Here is a 24,980-nt window from a genome sequence, read left to right on the forward strand (position 1 = left end):
TTTTGGACCTAAGGTTCCAAAACTCCCGAGCGCTAGAAACACAGTTGTTTCTAGCGCTTTTCTCACGGCGGAAATTCTCAGGATATATTTAAATAATGAAAACAATAGGGAAGTACTTTTTTTTACAGAGTTTTCTTATTTTATATTATTTTATATAAAAAATCATTTTTATACGTTCGGAGTGCTACAGCATGCTGTAGCACTTTTTTATCTTTCCTTACAGCTCTATGGGAAAAGAGGGGTGCATGCAAATTATAATAAAATATCCTATTCTACTATAGTTTGTGAATTTTTCTCAAAAGGAGCATCTGTTATGTAATAGGGATTGAGCATCTCTGAGCAGATTCTTATACATGTGACTCTCTTTGTGATAAATTAATACTGTAATCGTTTTGTAAATCGTTTTCATGAGAAATGTCAGAAAAAACTCATTTTCAAAACGAAACCTGATCGCAAAGATGGAGTAGAAGCGCTATGCTACATTTTTAAAGGATCAATATAGATTTAAAGGAGAGTTAGAATGACTCAAGGGAAAATTACTGCATCTGCAGCAATGCTTAACGTATTGAAAACATGGGGCGTAGACACGATCTACGGGATCCCATCAGGAACACTCAGCTCATTGATGGACGCTTTGGCTGAAGACAAAGATATCCGTTTCTTGCAAGTTCGCCACGAAGAAACAGGTGCTCTTGCAGCGGTTATGCAGGCTAAATTTGGCGGTTCTATCGGTGTTGCAGTTGGTTCAGGTGGACCTGGTGCAACTCACTTGATCAACGGTGTTTACGATGCAGCTATGGATAACACTCCATTCCTTGCGATCCTTGGATCACGTCCAGTTAACGAATTGAACATGGATGCCTTCCAAGAATTGAACCAAAACCCAATGTACAACGGTATAGCTGTTTACAACAAACGTGTAGCTTACGCAGAGCAATTGCCAAAAGTGATTGACGAAGCTTGCCGTGCTGCCGTTTCTAAAAAAGGTCCAGCTGTCGTTGAAATTCCAGTAAACTTCGGTTTCCAAGAAATCGACGAAAACTCATACTACGGTTCAGGTTCATACGAACGTTCATTCATCGCTCCTGCCTTGAACGAAGCTGAAATCGACAAAGCTGTTGAAATCTTGAACAATGCTGAACGTCCAGTTATCTATGCTGGTTACGGTGGTGTGAAAGCTGGTGAAGTGATCACTGAATTGTCACGTAAAATCAAAGCACCAATCATCACAACTGGTAAAAACTTTGAAGCGTTCGAATGGAACTATGAAGGTTTGACAGGTTCTGCTTACCGTGTTGGTTGGAAACCAGCCAACGAAGTGGTCTTTGAAGCAGACACAGTTCTTTTCCTTGGTTCAAACTTCCCATTTGCTGAAGTTTACGAAGCATTCAAAAACACTGAAAAATTCATCCAAGTCGATATCGACCCTTACAAACTTGGTAAACGTCACGCCCTTGACGCTTCAATCCTTGGTGACGCAGGTCAAGCAGCGAAAGCTATCCTTGACAAAGTGAACCCAGTTGAGTCTACTCCGTGGTGGCGTGCAAACGTGAAGAACAACCAAAACTGGCGTGATTACATGAACAAACTCGAAGGTAAAACTGAGGGTGATTTGCAATTGTACCAAGTCTACAATGCAATCAACAAACATGCTGATCAAGACGCTATCTACTCAATCGACGTAGGTGACACTACTCAAACATCTACTCGTCACCTTCACATGACACCTAAGAACATGTGGCGTACATCTCCACTCTTTGCGACAATGGGTATTGCCCTTCCTGGTGGTATCGCTGCTAAGAAAGACAATCCAAATCGCCAAGTATGGAACATCATGGGTGACGGTGCATTCAACATGTGCTACCCAGACGTTATCACAAACGTTCAATACGACCTTCCAGTTATCAACGTTGTCTTCTCAAATGGTAAATATGCCTTCATCAAGGACAAATACGAAGACACAAACAAACACTTGTTTGGTTGTGACTTCCCTAATGCTGACTATGCGAAAATCGCTGAAGCTCAAGGAGCTATTGGATTTACAGTTGACCGTATCGAAGACATCGACGCAGTCGTTGCTGAAGCTGTTAAATTGAACAAAGAAGGTAAAACTGTTGTTATCGATGCTCACATCACTCCACATCGTCCACTTCCAGTAGAAGTACTTGAATTGGATCCAAAACAACACTCAGAAGAAGCTATTAAAGCCTTCAAAGAAAAATACGAAGCTGAAGAGCTTGTACCATTCCGTCTCTTCTTGGAAGAAGAAGGGTTGCAATCACGCGCAATCAAATAATTCTGCTCGTCGAAAATCAAATGTAAATATTGTAGACTTCTTTATTAGGTTACTGCCGACGATTCCATCATTGAAACCTTAATTTTCAATGATGGAATCTAGTGCGGAGCCTAGAAAAAGTCCCAAAGGATTTTTCGTAGTTTGATGAGCAAAGTTTTACCATCAAACTTGGTTCCGCCTTGTTTATTCATTGATTTTCATAGAGACGAACTTAAAAGATCGGAGCAATCCGGTCTTTTTCTGGAGGATAGTAAATGAATTTAAATCAATTAGATATTATCGTTTCAAATGTTCCTCAAGTCTGTGCTAGCTTGGAACGTATCTTGGACAAAAAGGCGGACTATGTTGACCAAAATTTTGCTCAGTTCACGATTGGCAGTCACTGTCTCATGTTATCCCAAAACCATTTGATACCTTTGGAAAATTTCCAGTCAGGAATCATTCTTCATGTCGAGGTTGAGGATGTAGACCAGAACTACAAACGATTGAAAGAGCTTGGTATCCAGGTTTTAAACGGTCCAGTTGTAACCGATTGGGGAACAGAATCTCTGCTAGTTAAAGGCCCTGCTGGTCTAGTGATTGATTTTTATCGTATGAAATAGGTAATTCTATTATCAAAAAATTTAAACGTTCTTGGAGTGGAACTTAAAAAGGTCGGAGCAATCCGGTCTTTTTTCTTGTATGAGAGTAGCAAATACCTTAGAATAGTATCAGTTTTTCATAGGATCTTGTAGGATTTTTTGGAAAGAGAAGGGTATAATAGAACTATCAAATCAAGTGAGGCAGAGAGATGACCGACAAACTTCAATTTCCAGATGGTTTCCTTTGGGGTGGTGCGACGGCTGCTAACCAGTGTGAGGGAGCTTATAATGAAGATGGCCGTGGCTTGGCTAATGTGGATGTGGTGCCGATTGGGCCTGATCGGCATGCTATTATTACGGGTCAGAAAAAGATGTTCGACTTTGAAGAGGGCTATTTTTATCCGGCTAAAGATGGCATTGATATGTACCATCGCTACAAGGAAGACATTGCCCTCTTTGGGGAAATGGGCTTTAAAACCTATCGTTTGTCCATTGCCTGGTCTCGGATCTTCCCTAAAGGAGATGAACTAGAGCCGAATGAAGCAGGGCTACAGTTCTATGAAGACCTCTTTAAGGAGTGCCACAAGTATGGCATTGAACCCTTGGTGACCATTACCCACTTTGACTGTCCCATGCATTTGATTACCGAGTATGGAGGTTGGCGCAGTCGTAAGATGTTGGAATGTTATGAACGTCTCTGTCGGACCCTCTTCACTCGCTACAAGGGCTTGGTCAAATACTGGCTAACCTTTAATGAGATCAATATGATCCTCCATGCGCCTTTTATGGGAGCGGGTCTCTGCTTTGAAGAAGGGGAGAATGAGGAGCAAGTCAAATACCAGGCGGCTCACCATGAATTGGTCGCTTCAGCCATTGCTACCAAGCTAGCCCATGAGATTGATCCTAACAATAAGGTCGGCTGTATGCTAGCAGCGGGTCAAAACTATCCGCATACCTGTGCTCCGCGGGATGTATGGGCTGGTCTAGAAGAAGATCGTAAGAACTATTTCTTTATCGATGTGCAGGCGCGTGGGGAATACCCTAACTATGCCAAGAAAGAGTGGGAGCGTCAGGGGATCACGGTCGAGATGACGGAACAGGACCTTCAATTGTTGAAAGACCATACAGTTGACTTTATTTCCTTCTCCTACTATGCCAGTCGGGTCGCTTCAGGGGATCCAGCTGAAAGGGAAAAAACAGCGGGCAATATCTTTGCCTCTCTGAAGAATCCCTACCTAGAAAGCTCAGAATGGGGTTGGCAGATTGACCCTCTTGGTCTCCGCATTACGCTGAACACCATCTGGGATCGTTATCAAAAACCTCTCTTTATCGTAGAAAATGGACTAGGTGCCGTTGATACCCCAAATGAAGCCGGGGAGATTGAGGATGACTACCGGATTGATTACCTGGCTGCCCACATCAAGGCCATGCGGGAGGCCATCCATGAAGATGGTGTTGTCCTCTGGGGCTATACGACTTGGGGCTGTATTGACCTCGTCTCTGCCGGGACAGGAGAAATGAAGAAGCGCTACGGTTTTATCTATGTCGACCGGGACAACGAAGGCAAGGGAAGCTTGGCCCGCTCACGTAAGAAATCCTTCTATTGGTACAAAGAAGTCATTGCGACCAATGGGGCTTCTGTTGAATAAAAGTTTTCGGTACTTGCTGGCCGACTTTCTCCTCTCAACGAAAAAGCTTAGAATCCCAACCACAAGCTGGGGTCCTAAGCTTTTTGTATGTAGTTTAGCCAAGTCATTACGGATTTACTGGTCGTAATCTAAGACATTGTTCTCGATGACAAACTTAGATTCAGCGGAAATGTTGGCTGCTCCTAGTTGCAACTGAGAACTTCCGTCTGGCTTCATGATGTGCCACTGACCGTCCTTGTGGGCAAAGATAGCCTGAAATGTGACGTTATCACTCTTGTCTCGAATAGGTAGAACAAATGCTTGATCAGTATTCTCTAAGAGAATCTCTTCTTTTTTTTCAAAGTTATAGATATAAAATTGCCCAGTTCTTTGTCCCAAACCATGGAGTTCATCGACTTTTTGCCAATTCTCAAACTTATTCCGAACAAGGGATTCATTATAAATCTTGTTGAAGGTTTCGTTGCGTTTCTTCGTTTCTTCCTCGTCTAGTGTTTTCTGAAACTCTGCAACCTTTTTAGTCGTTTGAATGGTTTGTCTGTTTTGCTCCCTGATTTGCTGGCGGTGGATGACTCGCATCATTCTTGCAGCAACGCCCAGGATGACAAGGATGGATACAAGACTGATTTTAGTTTTAGCATTATTTTTCATAGATGAGTCTCCCTATTGTGTCATTGGTCCTATTATACCCTTTGAAAGAAAAGATCGTCAAGTTCATCTTGTGATGATCTAACATGCAGATCTAGCTGGGTACAATAGAATTTTATCAGATTTTCATTGACGAAGGTCCCTTTATTTGATAGGCTAGGGGAATAGAACTGATTTCGCAAGAAAAGAAAAAAGGAGCGAGGCAAGTGACACGGATTTTATTAATCGAGGATAATAATGATATCCAAGAAATTTTATACAGTCTCTTAAGTGAAGATCATGAGGTCCTTCAGGCTTTTTCAGGTACAGAAGGGCTGCGGCTCTTCCAGCAAGAAGCCGTTGATTTGGTCCTTCTGGATATCATGCTTCCAGGGAAAAATGGGGATCAGGTCCTTGAGGAGATCCGTTTGCAGAGTCAGACACCGGTTATCATGATGACCGCTCTGGGAGACAAACACCTCATTAGCCAGTATCTCCTTGCAGGTGCCAATGATTATATTGTCAAGCCCTTTAATCTGGACGAAGTGGCGGCTCGGGTGACGGTGCAGTTGAGAAATCAACCGACGGTAGCACAGGAATCTCAAGCGTCGCAAAAGCGATCCTTTAAGAATTTGGTCTTAAATCCAGAAACCTTTGAACTGGAGTCCGGCGAACAGACGCTTCGATTGGGCAAAAAAGAATTTCAAATTTTTGAGACCTTGCTGGCGCATCCAAAGAAGATTTTCACCAAAGAAGAATTGTATGAAGCTGTCTGGGAAGAAGTCTATCTGCCTGGAGACAATACCCTCAATGCCCAATTAAGCAATCTTCGAAAGAAAATTGCCCAGCTTGACCCAGATGAGGACTATATTGAAACGGTCTGGGGCTTGGGTGTTCGCTTGAAAGGAGACAAGTAATGTGGGTTTTAGTTCTAATTCTTGTCGTCCTTGTCCTTCTCTTGGGACTGGGCTACCTTCGCCTACTCTCTGCTCTCAAAGATTTGCAGGAGCAGATTCAACAGAAGCTCCAAAATGGGAGTGGAGTACGGTTAACGTCACGTGTTTCAAAAAAAGAATTGGTCGCCTTGACCAAGCAGGTCAGTGATCTCTTTGATCAGATCGAGCGGACCAATCGGATTGCCTTTCAAGAGAAAAAGACCTTGGATATGGCCATTAGTAATATTGCCCACGATATCCGGACGCCTTTGACCATTGCATCGGGCTATACCCAACAAATCATCAAGGGTGGGACGCAGGAAGAGGAAAAGCTGAAGAAAATTGCTTCCAATCTTCAAGTCGTCTCAAAACGTTTGGAATCTCTCTTGGAATACAGACGCTTGATGGAGGGAGCCATTCAGCCTCGGATTTCAGACGTCGATCTCAGCCAAGTCCTGACTCAGCAGTTGTTCCAGTATTATGACAGCCTGTCTGAGGCGGGGATTGCCTTAGAGGTAGAGCTAGAAGAGCATCTTCATTATGCTACGGATCCTGAGCTTTGGGAGCGCCTCTTGCAAAATATGCTCAGCAATGTCCTCAAGCATGGAAAGGAGCAGGCCCGTTTGACCTTGACCTCAGACGCGGACACGATTCGGGTCGAGCTGCGCAATATTGTGCAACAACCGATCCAGCACTTAGACCAATTGGCTAGTCGATTCTACTCTGAAAATCTCTCGGATACAGAGGAGTCTTCTGGCTTGGGTCTCTACATTATTCAAAATTTTGTAGAGATCTTAGGCGGAGACTTGCAACTGGCGACGGAGGCAGATTGGTTTGTTTTGACCATTACACTAAGAGAAAAGGCTTGAGCATTGCTCAAGCCTTTTTGTTATAAATCTTTGTGTTTAAAAGTAGCGAGTCCTAGGAAGCCGAAAACAAGGATGAATCCAAGGGCGATTGAGAGGGTGTTGGTTGTTGCTGTGGTGCTCTGTACCAAGGAATATTGGAACTCCAAGTTTAGATAGTGGAGAATGTCAATATCTTTAAAGAAAAGCGCAGGTAGACTTAAGAGGATATTTCCAATAAAGTAGCCAACGAAGGCCAAGGTGATGGATTGGCTAGCATAGAGAAGGAAGGAAATGATGCTGACCCAAGCCAAGGTGCAGAGGAATTGAATCAGCACGGTCAGTCCAAAATGAGCAAGGAAGTGCTCTGGCATGGTGCCAAGTCCATTGTAGAGGGTCGCGATCAAGAAGACGAGACCATAAGAAACAAGAAATTGAAAGAGAGCAATGGTCAGGACAACAGCGCTTTTGGCAAAGTAGTAGCTAGTGCGCGAAACGCCATAGGCCAGACTATTCTTGTATAAGTTTTGTGTTAAGTCTGTTCCCAGAACCAAGGTGATGACAATAATGGTAAAGAGGATAGTCACACTGATGCTGGAAGAGTAGTTGGTCAAGGCTTTAAAGCCTGTCCAAACTTCGGTTGCTTGGGGTAATTTGGATTCCGTATTGACGCCGACGTGGCCGGTAGCTCCAAAGATGACTCCAGACAGGATGTTGAGTACGAGAATGGCTTCTGTAATCCAAAAACCTTTGGAGCGAAAAAGTCTGTAAAAATCTGCTTGAATGGTATGCAACATGATAAATCTCCTAAATGAAATATGTGGGATAAGTAATACGAGACGGTGGTTTGACTAGTCGACCAAGTCCGTAAAGAATTTCTCTAAATCTTGGCGGGCATAGTAGATTTCATCCACGTCAATATCCGCTTGAACGAGGGCTTTGACAATGACTTTAATATCATGAGTCTGTCCGAAGATATGGATTTCGCCGTCCTTATCGATGACCTTGATGCGGTGATGGAGCTGATCCTGAATCAGTTGACTCGCAAGGGCTAGCTGGCTAGTCTTGAGGATGATGTAATCTTCTCCTTGTTCTTCGAATTCAGCCTTGCTAATTTCTTTGATCAGGCGTCCTTGGTCGACAATGCCAAAGCGATTGGCAACCAGATAGAGTTCGGAGAGGATGTGGCTGGAAATGAGGATGGTCATTCCAAGTTCATCGTTGAGGCGCTTGATCATCTGACGGAATTCCTTGATTCCGACTGGATCGAGACCATTGATGGGTTCGTCCAAAATGAGGAAGTCGGGTTTGGCAATGAGCGCAATCGCAATTCCCAACCGTTGTTTCATCCCGAGTGAAAAATCACGGAATTTCTTCTTACCCGTATTATTCAGGCCGACATAGTTCAAGGTTTCTTTGATGACCTGGTCGGGATTGGGGATATGGCGAGCCTTGCAATAGTAGACCAGATTTTGATAAGCGGTCATATGCTTATGGGCCACGGGACTCTCAATGACGGAACCAACCCGTTTTAGGGCTTGCGTCCACTGGGAGCGATTTGTAGAAGAGAAGAGTGAGACGCTTCCGTCAGTTTCCTGAATTAGCTGGGTGATGACCTTGATGAGGGTGGTTTTCCCAGCACCGTTCTTACCGATCAGGCCGTAGACGTCGCCTTTACGAATGGTGAGATTCACATCATTTAAGGCGTATTGATGACCAAATTTTTTACTCAAATGGGAAATTTCTAATACTTTTTCCATGGTTTTCTCCTTCGTCCAAATGACTAGTTGTTTTCTTTACACTCTTAGTATACAGCTTGCTTTTCAAATAACTATCAAGCAATTCTCAAATATTTCTAAAAAAAGAGAGTGGAACAGAAATCGGTAATTCGTTAGAATTCGATTTCGTCGTCCCACCTCCGCACAGTTGAGTAGGGCTGTAAAAGCTGATGAAATCAGCGTAGTAGAGCCCACTCAACCACTGCGTCTTGCTCAACAATCCAAAAATAATTGAGAGGCTAGGACTTTTGTCCCCAGCCTCTTCATTTTAAAATTCAGCGACAAACTCCTTGATGGCTTGGGCCAGTTCATAGGGTTTCTCGGTATTGAGTAGATGGCCTCCGTCTGCGATTTCTTGATAGCGGCCTTTGGGCAGGAGCTTGGCCAATTTTTTAGAAGAAGATTGATTGGCCCAATCTTTGCCACCACAAACAACCAAGCTAGGAAGAGGGCAAGCTTTAACGGTATCGGTTAAATTGAGCCCTTTTAATTCGGTCAAGATTTGAAGCATCTGTTGTTTATTGGCATCTTGTTTTTCAAAGACATGCTTGGGAAGCAGACGAAAAAGGAGAATCTGGAGCCGATAGAGGGGATTGGTGTTGAGTTTGTATTGAGTTCCCGCAAGGACCAAGCCCTTGAGTTGCGGGAAGTCTTGTCTTGAGAGATCAAGAGCGAGCACGCCACCTAGTGAGAGTCCTACCAGAATAAAGGATTCGCTTTCTTGCTGGAGGCGCTCCATCAACCTTTCTTTGACTTCCTGATAGCTTTCTTTTGGATGGGAGAAAATATCAAAAGTTTTGGAGTGCAAGGGTGAAAGTGCAAATTGGACTCCTTGCCAAGAGAGGACATCTTGCCCTAGTCCATGTAAAAAAATTAGTTTCATCAGGAATCCTTTCTTTGAAAATCGAGTTCGTAGAGACCACGAAGAGCATTGCAGGCATAAATACGATCAGCGTCTGTTAAATCGTTCAGAGTTAAGAGTTTTTCTTCAACTTGCTGGGTCTCAAGAAGATGGCGCCGATAAATGCCATCGAGTAAGGGGAGGTGAGCTGGTGGGGTATAGCGTTGTCCCTCTATCTCCAGCACCAGATTGCCAATCGTCGTCTCCAGTAAGGTTCCATCTGGCAGATGGAAAATTTGCTCGTGATTTGACTGGCTGAGATGGTCTCTCTGACTCGTTTTGAAATAAGTAAATGGCGTCGCTAAATCAAGCTTCTGTTCTGTCAGTTGGGCCTGTAGATAGCTAGCTGGCAAGTCTGTCAGCTCCGTGATCACTAGGTGGAAGGTCCCGTTTTTTTGCAAGGCAATCCGACAACGATAGTCAAGGTTGGACTCCAAATGAGCAAGCTCTTCTTGAAGTTCTTTCAGGAGTTTTTGCTCATCATAAGGATAGGCAAAGTAGCGACTAGCCTCTCTCAAACGGGTTAGGTGTTGCTCCAGGAAAGTCAACTCTCCTTGGTGGATGCGGCCAGTCGTTAGGAGCTCAAAGCGAGGCTCTTGCCGGTAAAGAACAGCCGATTTTTGCTTGGTTTCCTGGTATTCACTTTCCCACTTACTGTCCCAAGTTATGCCTCCTCCTACGCCATAGATGGCTTGATTTCCTTGCATTTGAAGGGTCCGGATGGCTACATTAAAAATCCGTTTCCCTTTTGGAAGAAGGATGCCGATCGTACCACAGTAGACACCTCGAGGAGTCTTCTCTGTCTTGTGGATGATTTCCATAGTGGAGATCTTCGGTGCTCCTGTAATCGAGCCACAAGGAAAGAGAGCTCGGAAGGTTTGGACCAGGTCGACCTCAGCTTGTAAGCGACTTTCAATGGTCGAGGTCATCTGCCAAACAGTGGAGTATTGCTCGACTTGGCAAAGACGGGTCACCTGCTCACTTCCAATCTCCGAAATCCGGTTCATGTCATTGCGAAGGAGGTCGACGATCATCATGTTTTCTGCTCGATTTTTCGGATCGGCTTCTAACCAAGCAGCCTCTTGAAGATCCTCTTGGTTAGTGAGACCACGGCGCGTCGTTCCCTTCATAGGGCGCGTGGTCAGTAGCCGGTCGTCTTGCTCAAAAAAGAGCTCAGGACTGATGGAGAGGATGGAGACATCATCGTGCTGGATGAAGGCATTGTAATGGGCCTTTTGCTCAACCACTAAGCGATTGTAGATGGCCAAAGGGTCAGACTTTAGCTCTTGAGAAAGCTTGACGGTGTAGTTGACCTGGTAGGTATCTCCTTGGCGGATATGGTGATGGATGGTCTCGATGGCTTCTTGATAAGCAGGCGCCTCTACCTCTTCCTTCCAATTGGCTGGAAGATCCACAGCTTCATAGTCCTCTGGAATAGGAAGGGTTTCTGCTTTCTCGTGGATGGTGAAATAAAGGAGGTATTCTCCCATGAGAGGTGCTGGATGGACAGCAAACTTCTTCTCAAAAGCAGGAGCAGCCTCGTAGCTGACATAGCCAACAGCATAAAAGCCTTTCTCTTGGTAGGCTTCGACTTCTCTAAGAAGATCCTCTACCTGGTCGAGGTTTCTAGTTTTTAATTCCTTTATGGGCTTGGTGAAAAGGTGGCGCAAACCAAGCTCTTTAAAATCAATAATCGTTTGTTTATGCATGCTTTGAGTATATCAAAAATAGAGGAAAAAAGGTAGATAAGGATGTAAGATTCCTTGCTTGGCCTTCCCTTTCATGCTAAAATAACCATAGAAACTGCTTTTGGGCAAGGAGTAGGACCATGCAAAAGAATCCCCTCTATAACACCTCTAGTATCAGCTTTTTTCAATACCTCTTTGCGATTGCAGTGATTTTGGTGCATAGTGGTCGCTTGACCTCTTATGAGCCACTGCATTTTGGTCTTAAGAGTATGCTCGGCCGGCTAGCGGTGCCATTTTTTATCGTCTGTGCCAGCTTTTTCCTCAAACACTCCCTAGGAAATTCTCAGAAAATGAAGACCTATCTGGCCAAAATTGTAAAAACCTATTTATTTTGGAGTTTTGTTTACCTTCCTTATGCCTGGCTCTTTTTCTCAAGTCTCCATCTTCCTGTCTATCTTTTTCCAGCAGGTGTTCTCATTGCACTGATCTATCTGGGAATGTGCTACCAACTCTGGTATATCCCTGCTTTTTTGCTGGGCTTGTTTTTGGTCAATCAATTGGTCAAACGCCTAGGCATGGTTTGGACGGGGTTGATCACCTTTCTTCTCTATGGCTGGGGCTTGATCGAGACCTATTCGGCTTATCTGGACACCACAAGTCTTCTCAAAGGTTACCAGCTCTACAGCAATTTATTTTTTACAGCGCGAAATGGTCTCTTTTACACGCCCATTTTTATTTATATGGGTTATTATCTGTATGACCATTTTCATGCACAAACTTTTAGAATTCACCGTTGGCAAAAGCTAGCACTTGCCTTTGGTTTGCTCTGCCTCGAAGGCATCATCATTTTTCAACACCAAGGAATTGATAAGAACTTTTTCTTTCTCCTTCCCTTTGTGACTGTTTATTTTGTCAATGCCTGCCTGCGATCGTCCTTTTTGAAAAGCTATGATTTGCAGTATTTAAAGCAGCTGAGTATAGCTCTTTACTTTTCGCATCCGATCTTTATCGAGTGGGCTCGCTATGGCTTTAGCAGCCTCCCTCTCTCTTATCCAGGTAGGGGCAAGCTGATTTTTGTGACCGCCTTGTTTGGCAGCCACCTTTTTGGACTAGCCATGCTATGGGTACGAGATAAGAAGAAAAATCAAAAAACTTCACCAATCTAGGATAAGGTGAAGTCTTTTTTATGACTTAGTAAGGGCAATTTCCTCTAGCTTTGTGGAGCTTTTTTAATTCCCGAACGTTTTCAAAAAAAATTCAGAAAATTCTTGACTTCTATGAAAATCGGAGTATGATTAGTTGTGAACTGTTGAACAATCATTTTCAAGAAAATCCCTGATGTCGACTAAGGGATCTGTGAAAGGAGAAGCGGTTCAAATCGAAAATCTATAGAGCGTTGCGTCCGAAAGTCTAAACAGACACGGCTCTTTAAAAACAAAAGGAGAAGATTATGAAAACAGAACCGATTCATCGTACCAGTATGTGGAAATTTAAGTTAAGTGCTGCCACCATGACTTTGATTCCCGCTGCCGTGGGGATTAACTATGTTGCCAAAGCCTTGGCGGAGGGGTTAAAGTTGCCCGTTTGGCTGGGGTCTTTGGGAACCTTTCTTGCCAGCATGTTGGCTGGGCCGGTTGCCGGTGCCATCAGTGGTTTCATCAACAACGTGATCTATGGGCTGACCTTATCGCCAATTTCAACCGTGTATGCGATTACCAGCATCGGAATTGGGATTGCTGTCGGAGTTTTGCACGCCAATGGGTGGTTCTCGTCAGCGCGACGAGTATTTGTTTCTGCTATTATTATTGCCATCGTTTCAGCTGTCATTTCAACGCCACTCAACGTCATCTTTTGGGGTGGTCAGACCGGTATCGCTTGGGGTGACTCATTGTTTGCGGTAATGGTCGCCAATCATGCACCAGTGTGGCTGGCCTCATTTACCGATGAGTTTGTCTTGGATATTTTGGATAAAGTCTGCGTGGCCTACCTGGCATTCTTCATCTATCGTCAGTTGCCGAAGCGGATGGTGCACTTCTTTAGCGGTGATAAATGATGACTGATCAAACATTGATTTCTGGAGCGCCACGGGTCAAGCTCAAGTGGTACCAGGTGATCGATCCGATTACTAAGCTCTTGTTCATCTTGGACATGACGTTGTTGAGCTTTGCCAGTATGAATTTATTGCTTCAGGTCGGATTAATTCTTGTCGCAACACTGCTATTGTTATTTTCCAAATTGAGTTCTACCACCTTTAAGGCGCTAGGATTCAGCCTGTTTCTGATTTGCACTATGCTGATCATCCAAGGGTTATTTTACAGTCGGAATCAAACTGTGCTGTTTTCTGTGCTTGGGGTATCGTTCTACAAAGAAGGCCTGATTTACGCCACCACTCTGGGTTGTCGAGTATTGGTGATTATTTTGACCAGTGGCTTTTTTATGGTGACCACGAGTATTTCAGAAAACGCGGCCTATTTGGAACTGTCCGGATTGTCTTATAAAACCGTCTACGTTCTGATGTCGGTCTGTTATATTTTGCCGGAAATGATGCGCAATATGCGGAAAATCCAGCAGGCACAAAAAGTTCGCGGAACCAATCCGCAAAAAACGTTGATTCAGAAATTAAAGTCAGTCCTGCCGGTTCTAATTCCATTGGTGATTAAGACCTTGGATCAATCGATGGCGCGGTCGATTTCTCTCCAGCTGAGAGGTTTTGATAATCTCAACCGGACTGTCAGAACCTCCCAGCGCGAGTATCGCCTGTCGCGGACGCTGCACATTGGTCTGACTGGATTGGCAATTTTATTGATTGGGTGGAAGATATGGACGAAGATAAACGGATTGTAATTGAAAATTTGACCACCCGTTATCCGGGTACTGAGCAACCACAACTGCGTCAGATTAACGCGGAGGTTCATACCGGCCAGGTGGTTGGGATTATCGGGAATAGCCACTCCGGCAAATCGACTTTGTGCCATGTGCTGGCAGGGGTCATTCCCAAAATGGTATCTGCTGAGATTGAGGGCGACTGGCACATGTTTGGCCAGCGAGTGTCCGACAATTGGCCCGTTTATAATGCCATGAATGGAGTTGTACTGCAAAATCCAGCTGGCCAACTAAGCGGGTTGGCAGACACGGTTGCCGATGAAATTGCCTTTGACTTGATTAATCAGGGAATGGCTGAAGGACTGATTCAAAAACGGGTTGAAGAAGTTGCCACGCAAATGGGGCTGATTGAACAGCTGAATTTGCGTCCCGAGAGCCTTTCCGGTGGTCAGAGCCAGCGGTTGGCAATTGCCACGGCAATTGTGGCTAACCCGCCTGTTTTGATTATGGATGATCCGACCAGTCAGATGGATCCCCTTGGCCGCCGACAATTTTTCCAATGGCTGGCCCAAGTCAAAGAGACGACTGTCTTCATTGTCACCAGTGAAATTGACGATTTGTGCGAAGTCGCCGACGTTGTGTGGGTGCTGCACGAGGGTCAAATGGTAGCCCAGGGCAGGCCGGGTGAGGTGTTTAATCATTTGGCAGCTGACTGGCAGATTCCAGCCCCGACAATCCAGCAACTTGCTCAAAAAATGGATTGGCACTTGGCTGATGGCCGGTATCCGGTGAATGACGCTGAACTGAAGGAGGTTTTTTATGCCCACAATTGAACTGAACCACCTGACGTTCACTTATCCGGAACGGTCCTTTAGCTTGGATGTTGAAGACAAACTCTTCGCCGATCCGATGGTGGCGATTGTCGGCCAAAATGGTGCCGGCAAATCAACGCTCTTCAAATTGTTGACGGGCTTGCTGACACCACAAACCGGTGTGATTAAGATCGATGGAGAAAATTTTAATGATCTTAAACCAGTCGAAAAGTTACTGAAGGTTGGGATTACTTTTCAGAATCCTGACGATCAGCTTTTCAACCCGACCGTTCAACGAGAGGTGGAGTGGAGTGTCGCGCAGGTCATGGATGACCGCGACACGATTACGAGGCGGGCTTTAGCGGCTCTAAAAAGAGTTGGCTTGGATGATAAAACAGCTGAAAGTCCATATGACCTGTCATTGTCGGAACGCAAGCTGTTAAGCGTTGCCACAGTTTTGGCAGTGGATCCGGCGATTTATTTATTTGATGAGCCGATGATGTCGCTTGATTGGGAAAGCCGGCGCAAGTTGACCGCAATTTTCCATCAGTTGGCTGATTCGGGCCACCAAGTTGTGACCATCACCCATGACATGGATTGGGTCGCCGCCGAGTTTGAGTCGGTGTATGTTATGGAACACGGGAAGTTTGGCTTCGCCGGAAGTCCACGGGAATTGTTCAGCGATCACGAACTTGTCCAGCGAGTGGGATTACTACCACCGCGGATTATGGATATAGCGGAGTCGCTGGGTGATTCACGGACATATTTATCGGTTAATGATTATTACCAGAAAAATCGAGATGTATAGAAAAAGTCACCTCTGCGGGTTTTCCAGGTTGAAGGATTAACTTCAGCTTCTGGCAAGAACTCACATGGGTGACTTTTGTGTTTAATAACGTTTCATGATCATCGGGTGCTTCCTCAGATCACTCGGTTTGGTTTTACTTTGTTTCATGGTCATAATCATATACCATTTCTTTTGGATCTTTTGTTTGACTAATACAAAATAGGTCTTCATAGGTCTTCGCATTTTTAGCGCCCATTAGGATCATCAGTATAATTTTCTGAATTAGGAGACTGTCCCATCACTATTCGAACTTCGTCTCCCAACTTACGCTGTTCCCATTCATCCGTGAATCCTTTAAATCGCAATTCTGGAACTTTCTTTTTAACTGAATCATCTATTTTCGCCATAGTCCCCACCATTTTATTGGTTTTTCTTGATTTACTTTATCAACAGTCTCGTTGGTTGGTACCAATGGAGTAAGGCAGCTAAGAAGGGGTATTAGTGACAATCAACAAATGCAAGAGGTTGGGCATGTTGCCCCACCTCTTTTTATGATATACTAGAGTAGTTTTTGAGACTTGTAAAAAATGGTTTTTTCTAGTTCAAATTTAAACAAGAAAAGGGGAGAACATGGACATCTTTTTGAGGAGTATATCGGGGATTCTCGTCATCCTGGGTATGATTTTAGTGGGCTTTGTCATTGGTGAAAAAGGCTGGTTCGATGACAAGTCGCGTGGCCTACTCGCTAAATTGGTCACTCAAGTTGCTCTTCCCTGCTATATGCTTTACACCATTACGCAGCGCTTCACAGCAGCAGATCTACTTAAAATGTTGCCAGCCTTGCGGTTTCCTGCCCTGTCTATGGTTATTTTGCTTGGCATCGCGACAGGAGTAGCTAGAATCTTTGCGGTGAGACAGGACCGTCGTGGCCTCTTTATTTCCATGTTTTTTAACTCCAATACCATCTTCGTGGGGCTTCCTATTAACCAAGCCCTCTTTGGAGATGCCAGCATTCCCTATGTTTTGATCTATTATATGTGCAATACGACCTTTTTCTGGACCTTGGGGACCTATCTGATTCAGCGAGATGGTGAGGGAGAAGCGCAGTTTGATCTCAAAACGAGTCTGAAGAAAGTCTTTTCTCCGCCCCTGATGGGCTTTCTCTTGGGGCTAGTCATGGTGATGCTGCAGATCAAGATGCCAGCCTTTCTAGCCAGTGATTTGCAGTATCTGGGTAATTTAACAACCCCTTTATCCATGATATTCATCGGCTTGTCGGTGTCTCATGTAGGCGTGAAGCAGTTGGTTCTGGGAAAAGATCAGCTATTGATTCTACTAGGTCGCTTCCTGGTTGCCCCTCTTTTGATGGCGACTATCGTTTACTGGATGCCTCTTCCAAGCCTGATGAAGCAAGTCTTTATCATCCAGTCTGCCATGCCTGTGATGACCAATGCGCCAGTTGTTGCCAGACTCTACGGCGCTGATAGTGACTATGCAGCGGTCATGGTGACAGAGACGACCCTTGCAACCATGGTGGTGATCCCTATTCTTATGCTGTTGATGGCTTAACAAATAGAAAATACAAAAGCTCAAGTTTTTTAAAAACTTGAGCTTTTCTTATAACAAGGCTAACAAGATGGTAAGGACCAGAGCGATGCCCATCCGAATCAGGTGGTGGGCTGGGTGGAACACTTCTTTGCGTTTCCCATTCCAATAGGCCCCGTAGCAAATCAAACAACAGCTGATCAGCCAAAGGACTAGAGCAACAATCGGTAAAAAGAAGTAGAGGATGAGTGATAAGGTCGCAAGGCTACTTCCGATGAGGAGAAATGTATTTCCTAGAGTGTGATTCCCTTTTTAACTTCAGAAAGAGAAGCCAATAAGTGAAGAAGAGCAAAAGCAAGGGCAAAGAAGGCTGTAAAAAAGCCGAGAAGAATGTGGAAGAACATAGGGTTTCCTTTCTAAGATATGATTGCCTGAGTACTATTTTTTATGACTGATTTTATGAAGAATCATAAATGATACTACAAGATTTAAAATAATAACCAATAAGGTAAAAAGAGAGTAACCATAAAGTTTAATTGGATATTCATTTTTGAGATTGCAAAGAGCAAACAAACTCGTTAAAATGCCCGTTAACAACCCAGGCACATATTTTCGAATAACGACTGTCTGAATCAGATGTCCGAACACATGGTAGATATAAGCGATTATGATGCTTGCGTAAATGCTATAGTTGTTAAACTGGTAACTAAGATATAGCGACGTCATTAGGATCAGAAATTGCTCCAAGACAATGGCATTGAAAGCAAAAGGAGTGTAACAAGATGGGATTCGATTATCTGGAAACTGTGCTGATAATTTTTTGACAAAGGATGGCATCCAAATGATTTCTTCAAGTTCGTGAAGCATGAAGAGTGATGGAAATAGAAAGTAAAATTGCACGCTGGTCATTGAAAATACTCCCTTCTAGTTCGAGCCCACTTTTAAAATCTCCAAATAAAATTGGATCACTTCTTGTTCGGTGTAGGACTTGCCTTTTTTCAACCACCAGCTGAGGGTTTCGATGAAATGGCTGACGACCAAGTGTTTGAGGTAAGAGTGAGGGAGAGTTGGATGGGCCTTGATGAGTTCGTCGGCAACCATTGGGTAGACATCGTGTTCTAGTTCTTTTCGCAGTTGCCGGATAAAATAATCGTTTTTAGAGAGCAAGAGACTGGTCACATGATCTTGATTTTTCTTGAAATGCTGAAAGATATGAGCCAGATAGTCTTGTGGTGAGAGGTGTTCAGCACGCTCAAAGAGATGGTGAAAGAGCTTTTGACAGAGTTCATCTAGCAATAATTCCTTACTTTCGTAATGGCTGTAAAAGGTTGATCGCCCCACATCGGCTAAGTCAATGATTTCCTGAACCGTGATGGCCTCGTAGTCTTTTTGGTTGAGTAATTGTAAAAAAGCTTGATAGATAGCTTTTCGAGTTTTGGTGATGCGACGATCCTGTGCTGTCATATGGACACTTAGAACAAACTGTTCAGTAACGGACACCCTAAACAGTTTGCTCCTATCCTTTCTGTTGTGAATGTTAGATAATGATAATGAACATGATGTTCATGAATCTATTATAACAAAGGATTAAGGATTATGAAGACAAAACATGCGGTCTGGATCGCTTTTTTCTTGAATTTGAGTTATGCCATTGTTGAGTTTATTGCAGGAGGGATTTTTGGATCCAGCGCTGTCCTTGCGGATTCGGTCCATGACTTGGGGGATGCGATCGCTATTGGGATCTCCGCCTTTTTGGAGAGCATTTCTAACCGTGAAGAAGACAGCCACTATACCTTGGGCTACAAGCGCTTTAGCCTTTTAGGGGCCATGGTAACGGCAGTGATTCTCATGACAGGGTCCGTTCTGGTTATTTTAGAAAATATAACGAAAATATTTCACCCACAACCTGTCAACGATGAGGGCATTCTCTGGCTTGGAATCATAGCCGTCAGCATCAATGTGCTAGCGAGTCTCGTCATTCGCAAGGGGCAAACCAAGAACGAATCCATTCTCAGCCTGCATTTTCTGGAAGATACTCTGGGCTGGGTGGCTGTCATCCTAATGGCCATTGTCCTCCGATTTACCGACTGGTATATTCTGGATCCGCTCTTATCTCTTGCCATTTCCATCTTTATTCTGTCAAAAGCCATTCCACGTTTTTGGAGCACGCTCAAGATTTTCTTGGATGCCGTGCCAGAAGGAGTAGATATCCAGCAAGTCAAGAGTGATTTGGAGCGGTTGGACCATGTCGCTAGTATCAATCAGCTCAATCTTTGGACCATGGATGGTTTGGAAAAAAACGCCATTGTCCATGTTTGTCTGGAGCATGTCAAGCATATGGAGGTCTGTAAAGAGTCTATCCGCACCTTGCTCAAAGAGAGTGGATTTCAAAATGTTACCATCGAAGTGGATGAAGACTTGGCGACCCACCGCGCCCACAAGCGAAATATCGAAGAACTGGAAGTGGATCAAGGTCATGGGCATGATCATCACCATCATTAATGACGAGTTGGTACGAGCAGAAGCCTAAGAAAAAGTGTATACTGTAGGTAAGTAAGCAATAGAAAGTAGGTTGTTCCTATGAAGAAAACAGTTTATACAAAAGCTGGGCAAGTGGGTCTAGTAGAAGTTGAACGTCCGCAAATCGAAGCGCCGGATGATGTTATTCTCCGCATCGTCCGCACATGTGTCTGTGGATCCGATCTCTGGAGCTACCGTAATCCAGATATTGAAGCAGGGCATCAAAATAGTGGCCATGAAGCTATTGGGATTGTCGAAGAAATCGGAGAAGCCATTACAACGGTCAAACCAGGAGACTTTGTTATCGCGCCTTTCACCCATGGTTGTGGGGAGTGTGATGCTTGTCGTGCTGGCTATGATGGGACGTGTGACCGTCATATCGGCACCAACTGGTCTGATGGGGTGCAAGCGGAGTACATCCGTTTCCACTTTGCTAATTGGGCCCTTGTCAAGATTCCAGGGCAACCGTCTGATTATACAGAAGCTATGCTTAAATCCTTCTTGACGCTGGCAGATGTCATGCCGACGGGCTACCATGCGGCGCGTGTAGCAGACGTGAAGCCTGGTGACAAAGTAGTGGTCATCGGGGACGGTGCCGTTGGTCAATGTGCAGTGATCGCAGCTAAGATGCGGGGAGCGTCACAAATTGTCCTCATGAGTCGCCACGAAGACCGCCAACAGATGGCTTTGGAATTTGGTGCGACAGCAGTCGTAGCGGAGCGTGGTGAAGAAGGCATTGCCAAGGTCCGTGAAATCCTTGGTGGCGGAGCAGATGCGGCCCTTGAATGTGTCGGTACCGCAGCAGCTGTTGATCAAGCCCTTGGGGTGCTTCATAATGGTGGGCGTTTAGGTTTTGTCGGTGTCCCTCATTACAATAATCGTGCCCTTGGTTCGACCTTTGCCCAAAACATTTCGGTGGCAGGTGGGGCAGCCTCTGTTACTACCTATGACAAGCAGTTTTTGCTCAAGGCTGTACTTGATGGCGACATCAACCCAGGTCGCGTCTTTACTCATAGCTATAGCTTGGATGAGATTGATCAAGCCTATAAAGATATGGATGAACGTAAGACGATTAAGGCTATGATTGTACTGGACTAACGAAAAAATTCTAGTAGAAAATATCTACTAGAATTTTTTAATACAATTCCCAATCCGGACTTGAAAATTTCTTGGTTCGGGTCATATAAAAATGGATAAAGTGAACTTCCATTGCTAAAGTCATCACGGTTGCGATGGTAATGACAATGGTTGGATTGGCTGAGAAAAGAAGGGAGAGAACCAGTCCGATAAGGAACATCCCTGCTTGCAAACCATAATAGAGCTTGTCATACTTGAGGTGACTCTTGTTAAAATAGCCATTTGCAAGGATAGCAGCTTGAAAGAGGCCGATACCCGTATAGAAGAAGCCAGTCGCAAAATGGTGATGGACTTCTGGATTGACCAAGAAACTCATAGACACAGTCACCATAATCAAGCCGATGAAAATTGGATAGTGACTATAAATTAGGAAGATTCCCTTATTCTTTCCTTCTTCATCAATGGCATGGTCAAACTTACCAAAGTAATTCATAAAGAGGTTGACCATGATGATAAAGTAAAGGATAGAGTGGATAGAGAAATTTTCAAGTGTAAAAAAATCTGCAAGGCCCATAATCATCTCACCAAAAGTGATGATAACTAAAAGCTAGATGCGTTCAATCAGGTGGGGGAGATTAATCTGAAAAAGACTTGTATGTCGAGTTAAGATAATAGGCATGACGAAGGTCAAGAGAATCCCTAGCATATAGACATAGATACCAAAATCTATCGGAAGAAGTGCAGCTATGTAGATAGCCAAGGTCCTGAGCCCTGTCATCCAAAGAAAGCCCTTGATACTTTTTCGATTGGCTGGAGTAGTAGACTTACGCAAATACTCTACTAAGTATTGGAGAAATAGGGTTAAGGTCAGGGTTCCCACTGTCCAGCAGAAGGTATGAAAGTAGCTCTGCCAGTCATTGGTAATCATGTTTGAGATTAAGAGCAACATTGCCATATTGATGAACATGACGGTCATATTGAAAAGGGAATTCTTTCCATAGCGGTTGGTATAGACGGTCTGAATCATCCAAGAATTGACCAAAACCAGAAGTGTCATCAGGAAACCAAAGATGGCATCTAATGATAAGACTCCATGGTGAAGATGATGGATAAGGGCAGTGGTTTTGGAAATAGCGTAAACAAAGACCAGATCATAAAAGAGTTCACTATTCTCAACCCGTTTGTGTTTGATAAGATTTGACATGGGTTATCCTTTCTGCGATGTTTGAACAATTTATTATATCAGAAAAATGACAGTATATGATGGAAGGAAGGGGAGTAGACCAATCAATTTCATTGTGACGCAAATTGTCATTACATGACAACAGTTGATGTAGCCTATTTACTAGGATACTCCGAAGTGTCTTCCTTCTCACGAGCCTTTAAAAAATGGACCGGACAGACTATTTCAGAGTATCGCGAGTAGATGCAGACAGAAGCTTAACAGCAGAAATTTCCATTATCAACACCAGATGTATTCATCTGGTGTTTTTATTTTTCTGAAAAAAATGAAATTTTCTACTTGACAAGTGAGTGTTCACTCACTATAATAGTCTCATACTTAAAAAGTGAGTAAACACTCACTTAGGAGGACGCATATGAAAACATTGCTACATTTACAAGATTTACAAAAATCTTTTGGTCAACAACTGGTGTTAAACCACGTTGGTTTTGAATTACAGTCTGGGGAAATCATTGGTCTAATCGGTCCTTCTGGTGCTGGTAAATCAACCATGATTAAAACCATGTTAGGAATGGAAAAGGCAGATAGCGGTATCGCTTTAGTCTTAGACCGCACCATGCCCAATCGTCATATTCTGGGAGATATTGGCTATATGGCCCAGTCTGATGCTTTATATGAGGCCTTGTCAGGGCAAGAAAATTTGGAATTTTTCGGTCAGCTAAAAGGCCTTTCCAAAAAAGACTTAACAACAGAAATTGCCCATGTGGCTCAGGTGGTAGATCTGACAGATCACTTAAATAAGGCCGTATCTGGTTATTCCGGAGGGATGAAACGACGCTTGTCGCTGGCGATTGCGCTTTTAGGAAATCCTCAGCTCTTGATTTTGGACGAACCGACGGTTGGAATCGATCCTTCTCTTCGAAAGAAAATCTGGAAGGAATTAATCACACTTAGAGACAAGGGTGTAGGCATTTTGGTCACCACCCATGTCATGGATGAAGCAGAGTTGACAGATAAGGTTGGCCTCTTGTTAGGTGGAAACATCATTGCCTTTGATACACCAAAAAAACTCAAAGAAAATTATGGTGTGTCAAGTATTGAAGAAGTCTTTTTGAAAGCAGAAGGAGAATAAGATGAGAACCCTTGCCATTGCAAAAAAAGTTATCAAAGAATTGCTTCGTGACAAACGAACCCTTGCCATGATGTTTGTGGCTCCAGTCTTTATCATGTGGTTGATGAACCTCATGTTTTCGGCTAGTACAACCGTGAACGTCAAGCTTGCAACACGGGATCTACCAACTAGTTTGGTAAGGAAGATGGATGATATGGACCATGTCAGTGTGAAAACTTACAAAGACATGGATCAAGCCAAAGAAGACTTGGCTGATGAGAAAGTCGACGCCGTCATTTCTTATAAAGACGGGGAGTATCTGGTAGATTATGCCAATACAGATGCTTCGAAAACTGCTATGACCCGTCAAGTATTGCGAACCAGTATCGCCAGTGAAGGCACCAATCAACTATTAACTCGTGTTAAACAGGCCCTTCCTCAATTGAAACTGGATGCAAAATCACCAGAAATTAAGGAATCTTATGAGTATGGGAATGAAGATACAGGCTTCTTTGCCAGTATGATTCCAGTCTTGATTGGATTTGTCGTTTTCTTCTTTGTTTTCTTGATTTCAGGGATGGCGCTGTTGAAAGAACGCACCAGCGGCACCCTAGATCGCTTATTAGCCACTCCAGTTAAACGCTCTGAAATCGTCTATGGTTACATGATGTCTTATGGGATCATCGCTATTCTTCAAACAGCGGTTGTTGTTTTAGCAGCTATCTGGTTGTTGAATATTGAAGTTGTCGGAAGTTTATTAAATGTTATAATAGTTAATGTAGTATTGGCTCTTGTAGCACTCGCCTTCGGAATTCTCTTGTCCACCTTGGCAAAATCAGAATTCCAAATGATGCAATTTATTCCTCTTGTGATTATGCCGCAGCTCTTTTTCTCAGGAATCATTCCTCTTGATTCAATGGGAGAATGGGCAAAAACAATTGGGAAGTTCTTGCCTTTGACCTACTCAGGTGATGCCATGAGTCAGATTATTCTTTACGGACGTAACCTTGGGGATATTTTGCCAAATATCGGTGTTTTACTGCTTTTCCTTGTCGCTTTGACAATGCTGAATATTGTCGGATTGCGTCGGTATCGTAAGGTATAAAAATAATAAGAGGATGTGAGGAAGGACATGAACGAGAGTATTTTTGAGTCGTTTGAAGCGTATCTAGAGGGAGCAGACTATCCCAAAGGAAAGAAGAAAATTATGCAGGCAGCCGTCGATTTGATCTCGACCAAGGGTTATAATGGGACTTCAACTCTTCAAATTGCGGAGCATGCCGGGCTTAGCCAAGCCACACTCTTCAAGTATTTCCAGACCAAAGATGAGTTGCTGACGGCTATTTTACATCCGATCCTTCCTAGTCTTCTGGGAAATTTTCTGGATCAACTCTTAAATTTTCAAACAACAGAGGAAAAAATTCACTATTTCGTTTACGACCGAATGAACTACCTCAAAACCAATCAAGCTCTCTTAAAAATCGTGTTACAGGAGATGTTTTCGAATGAAAAGATCAAGCAGGAGCAAGAACATATTTGGAGTTTCATTCAGGGTAGAATTGGTGACCTTCTTCAAGAACTGAAAGCGGACCCTCGCATCAATTCGGATCTGACTATTTCCCAATTCCTGCGTATTCTGATTGGCCCGCTGCTTGCCTATTTTGGTCAGCTCTATGTCCTTGGGACAGATGGACAAGTGACCGATGAAGATCTTTCCTTGGTCGAAAAGCAAATCTTGGGTGGATTGTGGAAATAGGGGAACTTGAGATAACCAATCCTAAAGATGATTCGTAAAAAAACCATATTCCTATATAAGAAAGGAATA

26 protein-coding genes and 3 pseudogenes are annotated in these 24,980 nt (G+C 43.8%); 18 read left to right on the forward strand and 11 right to left on the reverse strand.

Features of this window, described 5'->3' with window-relative positions:
* The 4 genes from HMPREF2926_RS11235 to HMPREF2926_RS05910 all read left to right on the forward strand — a co-directional run.
* On the forward strand, positions 1 to 319 hold a 319-nt coding region (locus HMPREF2926_RS11235; protein ID WP_218108105.1), incomplete at its 5' end, for a hypothetical protein.
* Between the two features lie 201 nt (positions 320 to 520).
* Positions 521 to 2,296: a pyruvate oxidase gene (spxB, locus tag HMPREF2926_RS05900; RefSeq protein WP_070586875.1), complete on the forward strand. Its 1,776-nt coding sequence runs from the start codon at positions 521 to 523 to the stop codon at positions 2,294 to 2,296.
* Between the two features lie 254 nt (positions 2,297 to 2,550).
* Complete coding sequence (locus tag HMPREF2926_RS05905) at positions 2,551 to 2,898, forward strand: VOC family protein (RefSeq protein ID WP_070586877.1); 348 nt, start codon at positions 2,551 to 2,553, stop codon at positions 2,896 to 2,898.
* 188 nt (positions 2,899 to 3,086) lie between these two features.
* Complete coding sequence (locus HMPREF2926_RS05910) at positions 3,087 to 4,526, forward strand: 6-phospho-beta-glucosidase (RefSeq protein ID WP_070586879.1); 1,440 nt, start codon at positions 3,087 to 3,089, stop codon at positions 4,524 to 4,526.
* A 114-nt stretch (positions 4,527 to 4,640) separates the two neighbouring features.
* Here HMPREF2926_RS05910 and HMPREF2926_RS05915 read toward each other — a convergent pair whose 3' ends face one another.
* The gene (locus tag HMPREF2926_RS05915) at positions 4,641 to 5,174 is read right to left on the reverse strand and encodes a hypothetical protein (protein ID WP_070586881.1); all 534 of its coding nucleotides are present in this window, start codon (positions 5,172 to 5,174) and stop codon (positions 4,641 to 4,643) included.
* A 203-nt stretch (positions 5,175 to 5,377) separates the two neighbouring features.
* On the opposite strand from HMPREF2926_RS05915, the gene HMPREF2926_RS05920 reads away from it, so the two are divergent.
* Positions 5,378 to 6,067, forward strand: coding sequence for a response regulator transcription factor (locus tag HMPREF2926_RS05920; RefSeq protein WP_070586883.1), 690 nt, complete (start codon positions 5,378 to 5,380; stop codon positions 6,065 to 6,067).
* Positions 6,067 to 6,954, forward strand: a complete 888-nt coding sequence (locus tag HMPREF2926_RS05925; RefSeq protein ID WP_070586885.1) for a sensor histidine kinase — start codon at positions 6,067 to 6,069, stop codon at positions 6,952 to 6,954. Before HMPREF2926_RS05920 ends, HMPREF2926_RS05925 begins: the two co-directional genes overlap by 1 nt.
* A gap of 20 nt (positions 6,955 to 6,974) precedes the next feature.
* Here the strand turns inward: HMPREF2926_RS05925 and HMPREF2926_RS05930 are convergent, their stop codons facing one another.
* From HMPREF2926_RS05930 to pabB, 4 genes are all read right to left on the reverse strand, one after another.
* A complete protein-coding gene (locus HMPREF2926_RS05930; protein ID WP_049506404.1) occupies positions 6,975 to 7,727 on the reverse strand; it encodes an ABC transporter permease in 753 nt (250 codons plus the stop codon).
* A gap of 54 nt (positions 7,728 to 7,781) precedes the next feature.
* Positions 7,782 to 8,690, reverse strand: coding sequence for an ABC transporter ATP-binding protein (locus tag HMPREF2926_RS05935; RefSeq protein ID WP_049497968.1), 909 nt, complete (start codon positions 8,688 to 8,690; stop codon positions 7,782 to 7,784).
* Between the two features lie 286 nt (positions 8,691 to 8,976).
* A complete protein-coding gene (locus tag HMPREF2926_RS05940; RefSeq protein WP_070586886.1) occupies positions 8,977 to 9,591 on the reverse strand; it encodes an alpha/beta fold hydrolase in 615 nt (204 codons plus the stop codon).
* On the reverse strand, positions 9,591 to 11,318 hold the full coding sequence (pabB, locus tag HMPREF2926_RS05945) for an aminodeoxychorismate synthase component I (RefSeq protein ID WP_070586888.1): 1,728 nt from the start codon (positions 11,316 to 11,318) through the stop codon (positions 9,591 to 9,593). Before pabB ends, HMPREF2926_RS05940 begins: the two co-directional genes overlap by 1 nt.
* Positions 11,319 to 11,437: 119 nt before the next feature.
* Here pabB and HMPREF2926_RS05950 point away from each other — a divergent pair, with 119 nt between their 5' ends.
* The 5 genes from HMPREF2926_RS05950 to HMPREF2926_RS05970 all read left to right on the forward strand — a co-directional run bounded on the left by HMPREF2926_RS05950 (position 11,438) and on the right by HMPREF2926_RS05970 (position 15,740).
* On the forward strand, positions 11,438 to 12,463 hold the full coding sequence (locus tag HMPREF2926_RS05950) for an acyltransferase family protein (RefSeq protein WP_070586890.1): 1,026 nt from the start codon (positions 11,438 to 11,440) through the stop codon (positions 12,461 to 12,463).
* 284 nt (positions 12,464 to 12,747) lie between these two features.
* Positions 12,748 to 13,350 (forward strand): hypothetical protein, encoded by a 603-nt coding sequence (locus tag HMPREF2926_RS05955; RefSeq protein ID WP_021153833.1) that lies wholly within the window; start codon positions 12,748 to 12,750, stop codon positions 13,348 to 13,350.
* Positions 13,350 to 14,141: an energy-coupling factor transporter transmembrane component T gene (locus HMPREF2926_RS05960; protein ID WP_176745541.1), complete on the forward strand. Its 792-nt coding sequence runs from the start codon at positions 13,350 to 13,352 to the stop codon at positions 14,139 to 14,141. The genes HMPREF2926_RS05955 and HMPREF2926_RS05960 overlap by 1 nt, the downstream gene beginning before the upstream one ends.
* Positions 14,117 to 14,953 carry an ABC transporter ATP-binding protein gene (locus tag HMPREF2926_RS05965; RefSeq protein WP_070586893.1) on the forward strand — a complete coding sequence of 279 codons (837 nt, stop codon included), beginning with the start codon at positions 14,117 to 14,119 and terminating at the stop codon, positions 14,951 to 14,953. The genes HMPREF2926_RS05960 and HMPREF2926_RS05965 overlap by 25 nt, the downstream gene beginning before the upstream one ends.
* Positions 14,940 to 15,740: an energy-coupling factor ABC transporter ATP-binding protein gene (locus HMPREF2926_RS05970; protein ID WP_070586894.1), complete on the forward strand. Its 801-nt coding sequence runs from the start codon at positions 14,940 to 14,942 to the stop codon at positions 15,738 to 15,740. The genes HMPREF2926_RS05965 and HMPREF2926_RS05970 overlap by 14 nt, the downstream gene beginning before the upstream one ends.
* Before the next feature lie 81 nt (positions 15,741 to 15,821).
* On the opposite strand, the gene HMPREF2926_RS11320 is transcribed toward HMPREF2926_RS05970, so the two are convergent.
* Complete coding sequence (locus HMPREF2926_RS11320) at positions 15,822 to 15,950, reverse strand: hypothetical protein (protein WP_014713855.1); 129 nt, start codon at positions 15,948 to 15,950, stop codon at positions 15,822 to 15,824.
* Between the two features lie 14 nt (positions 15,951 to 15,964).
* Positions 15,965 to 16,126, reverse strand: coding sequence for a hypothetical protein (locus tag HMPREF2926_RS11005; protein ID WP_001062367.1), 162 nt, complete (start codon positions 16,124 to 16,126; stop codon positions 15,965 to 15,967).
* Between the two features lie 223 nt (positions 16,127 to 16,349).
* Between HMPREF2926_RS11005 and HMPREF2926_RS05975 the strand changes: the two genes are divergently transcribed.
* A complete protein-coding gene (locus HMPREF2926_RS05975) occupies positions 16,350 to 17,288 on the forward strand; it encodes an AEC family transporter (protein ID WP_070586896.1) in 939 nt (312 codons plus the stop codon).
* A 48-nt stretch (positions 17,289 to 17,336) separates the two neighbouring features.
* On the opposite strand, the pseudogene HMPREF2926_RS11430 reads toward HMPREF2926_RS05975, so the two are convergent.
* From HMPREF2926_RS11430 to HMPREF2926_RS05990, 3 genes and pseudogenes are all read right to left on the reverse strand, one after another.
* A pseudogene (locus HMPREF2926_RS11430) lies at positions 17,337 to 17,668 on the reverse strand (glucuronide permease).
* Between the two features lie 34 nt (positions 17,669 to 17,702).
* Positions 17,703 to 18,173, reverse strand: a complete 471-nt coding sequence (locus HMPREF2926_RS05985; RefSeq protein ID WP_070586897.1) for an HXXEE domain-containing protein — start codon at positions 18,171 to 18,173, stop codon at positions 17,703 to 17,705.
* Positions 18,174 to 18,188: 15 nt separating this feature from the next.
* Complete coding sequence (locus tag HMPREF2926_RS05990) at positions 18,189 to 18,728, reverse strand: TetR/AcrR family transcriptional regulator (RefSeq protein ID WP_003008700.1); 540 nt, start codon at positions 18,726 to 18,728, stop codon at positions 18,189 to 18,191.
* Positions 18,729 to 18,860: 132 nt separating this feature from the next.
* On the opposite strand from HMPREF2926_RS05990, the gene HMPREF2926_RS05995 reads away from it, so the two are divergent.
* Together HMPREF2926_RS05995 and HMPREF2926_RS06000 are read left to right on the forward strand one after the other, a co-directional pair.
* The gene (locus tag HMPREF2926_RS05995) at positions 18,861 to 19,766 is read left to right on the forward strand and encodes a cation diffusion facilitator family transporter (RefSeq protein WP_049497949.1); all 906 of its coding nucleotides are present in this window, start codon (positions 18,861 to 18,863) and stop codon (positions 19,764 to 19,766) included.
* Positions 19,767 to 19,844: 78 nt separating this feature from the next.
* Positions 19,845 to 20,882, forward strand: coding sequence for a zinc-binding dehydrogenase (locus HMPREF2926_RS06000; RefSeq protein WP_070586899.1), 1,038 nt, complete (start codon positions 19,845 to 19,847; stop codon positions 20,880 to 20,882).
* A gap of 37 nt (positions 20,883 to 20,919) precedes the next feature.
* Here the strand turns inward: HMPREF2926_RS06000 and HMPREF2926_RS06005 are convergent.
* Positions 20,920 to 22,065, reverse strand: a pseudogene (locus tag HMPREF2926_RS06005) (low temperature requirement protein A).
* Positions 22,066 to 22,179: 114 nt separating this feature from the next.
* Here HMPREF2926_RS06005 and HMPREF2926_RS10655 point away from each other — a divergent pair.
* The 4 genes and pseudogenes from HMPREF2926_RS10655 to HMPREF2926_RS06020 form a co-directional block, all read left to right on the forward strand.
* Positions 22,180 to 22,287: pseudogene (locus tag HMPREF2926_RS10655) on the forward strand (helix-turn-helix domain-containing protein); the annotation flags it as partial.
* A gap of 172 nt (positions 22,288 to 22,459) precedes the next feature.
* Entirely contained in the window at positions 22,460 to 23,176 is a 717-nt protein-coding gene (locus HMPREF2926_RS06010) for an ABC transporter ATP-binding protein (RefSeq protein ID WP_070586900.1), read from the forward strand.
* A 1-nt stretch (position 23,177) separates the two neighbouring features.
* Positions 23,178 to 24,260: an ABC transporter permease gene (locus HMPREF2926_RS06015; RefSeq protein ID WP_070586902.1), complete on the forward strand. Its 1,083-nt coding sequence runs from the start codon at positions 23,178 to 23,180 to the stop codon at positions 24,258 to 24,260.
* A gap of 27 nt (positions 24,261 to 24,287) precedes the next feature.
* Complete coding sequence (locus HMPREF2926_RS06020; RefSeq protein ID WP_070586903.1) at positions 24,288 to 24,911, forward strand: TetR/AcrR family transcriptional regulator; 624 nt, start codon at positions 24,288 to 24,290, stop codon at positions 24,909 to 24,911.
* The last annotated feature ends 69 nt before the right edge of the window (positions 24,912 to 24,980 follow it).

The sequence above is a fragment of the Streptococcus sp. HMSC078D09 genome, from assembly GCF_001813675.1.
In the GTDB taxonomy this organism is placed as follows: domain Bacteria; phylum Bacillota; class Bacilli; order Lactobacillales; family Streptococcaceae; genus Streptococcus.

What these genes read in the sequence shown, in the direction of transcription:
- spxB (WP_070586875.1), top strand. Translation starts at nt 521, where the DNA reads ATGACTCAAGGGAAAATTACTGCATCTGCAGCAATGCTTAACGTATTG.
- HMPREF2926_RS05905 (WP_070586877.1), top strand. Translation starts at nt 2,551, where the DNA reads ATGAATTTAAATCAATTAGATATTATCGTTTCAAATGTTCCTCAAGTC.
- HMPREF2926_RS05910 (WP_070586879.1), top strand. Translation starts at nt 3,087, where the DNA reads ATGACCGACAAACTTCAATTTCCAGATGGTTTCCTTTGGGGTGGTGCG.
- HMPREF2926_RS05915 (WP_070586881.1), bottom strand. Translation starts at nt 5,174, where the DNA reads ATGAAAAATAATGCTAAAACTAAAATCAGTCTTGTATCCATCCTTGTC.
- HMPREF2926_RS05925 (WP_070586885.1), top strand. Translation starts at nt 6,067, where the DNA reads ATGTGGGTTTTAGTTCTAATTCTTGTCGTCCTTGTCCTTCTCTTGGGA.
- HMPREF2926_RS05930 (WP_049506404.1), bottom strand. Translation starts at nt 7,727, where the DNA reads ATGTTGCATACCATTCAAGCAGATTTTTACAGACTTTTTCGCTCCAAA.
- HMPREF2926_RS05935 (WP_049497968.1), bottom strand. Translation starts at nt 8,690, where the DNA reads ATGGAAAAAGTATTAGAAATTTCCCATTTGAGTAAAAAATTTGGTCAT.
- HMPREF2926_RS05940 (WP_070586886.1), bottom strand. Translation starts at nt 9,591, where the DNA reads ATGAAACTAATTTTTTTACATGGACTAGGGCAAGATGTCCTCTCTTGG.
- pabB (WP_070586888.1), bottom strand. Translation starts at nt 11,318, where the DNA reads ATGCATAAACAAACGATTATTGATTTTAAAGAGCTTGGTTTGCGCCAC.
- HMPREF2926_RS05950 (WP_070586890.1), top strand. Translation starts at nt 11,438, where the DNA reads ATGCAAAAGAATCCCCTCTATAACACCTCTAGTATCAGCTTTTTTCAA.
- HMPREF2926_RS05955 (WP_021153833.1), top strand. Translation starts at nt 12,748, where the DNA reads ATGAAAACAGAACCGATTCATCGTACCAGTATGTGGAAATTTAAGTTA.
- HMPREF2926_RS05960 (WP_176745541.1), top strand. Translation starts at nt 13,350, where the DNA reads ATGACTGATCAAACATTGATTTCTGGAGCGCCACGGGTCAAGCTCAAG.
- HMPREF2926_RS05965 (WP_070586893.1), top strand. Translation starts at nt 14,117, where the DNA reads ATGGACGAAGATAAACGGATTGTAATTGAAAATTTGACCACCCGTTAT.
- HMPREF2926_RS05970 (WP_070586894.1), top strand. Translation starts at nt 14,940, where the DNA reads ATGCCCACAATTGAACTGAACCACCTGACGTTCACTTATCCGGAACGG.
- HMPREF2926_RS11320 (WP_014713855.1), bottom strand. Translation starts at nt 15,950, where the DNA reads ATGAAGACCTATTTTGTATTAGTCAAACAAAAGATCCAAAAGAAATGG.
- HMPREF2926_RS11005 (WP_001062367.1), bottom strand. Translation starts at nt 16,126, where the DNA reads ATGGCGAAAATAGATGATTCAGTTAAAAAGAAAGTTCCAGAATTGCGA.
- HMPREF2926_RS05975 (WP_070586896.1), top strand. Translation starts at nt 16,350, where the DNA reads ATGGACATCTTTTTGAGGAGTATATCGGGGATTCTCGTCATCCTGGGT.
- HMPREF2926_RS05985 (WP_070586897.1), bottom strand. Translation starts at nt 18,173, where the DNA reads ATGACCAGCGTGCAATTTTACTTTCTATTTCCATCACTCTTCATGCTT.
- HMPREF2926_RS05990 (WP_003008700.1), bottom strand. Translation starts at nt 18,728, where the DNA reads ATGACAGCACAGGATCGTCGCATCACCAAAACTCGAAAAGCTATCTAT.
- HMPREF2926_RS05995 (WP_049497949.1), top strand. Translation starts at nt 18,861, where the DNA reads ATGAAGACAAAACATGCGGTCTGGATCGCTTTTTTCTTGAATTTGAGT.
- HMPREF2926_RS06000 (WP_070586899.1), top strand. Translation starts at nt 19,845, where the DNA reads ATGAAGAAAACAGTTTATACAAAAGCTGGGCAAGTGGGTCTAGTAGAA.
- HMPREF2926_RS06010 (WP_070586900.1), top strand. Translation starts at nt 22,460, where the DNA reads ATGAAAACATTGCTACATTTACAAGATTTACAAAAATCTTTTGGTCAA.
- HMPREF2926_RS06015 (WP_070586902.1), top strand. Translation starts at nt 23,178, where the DNA reads ATGAGAACCCTTGCCATTGCAAAAAAAGTTATCAAAGAATTGCTTCGT.
- HMPREF2926_RS06020 (WP_070586903.1), top strand. Translation starts at nt 24,288, where the DNA reads ATGAACGAGAGTATTTTTGAGTCGTTTGAAGCGTATCTAGAGGGAGCA.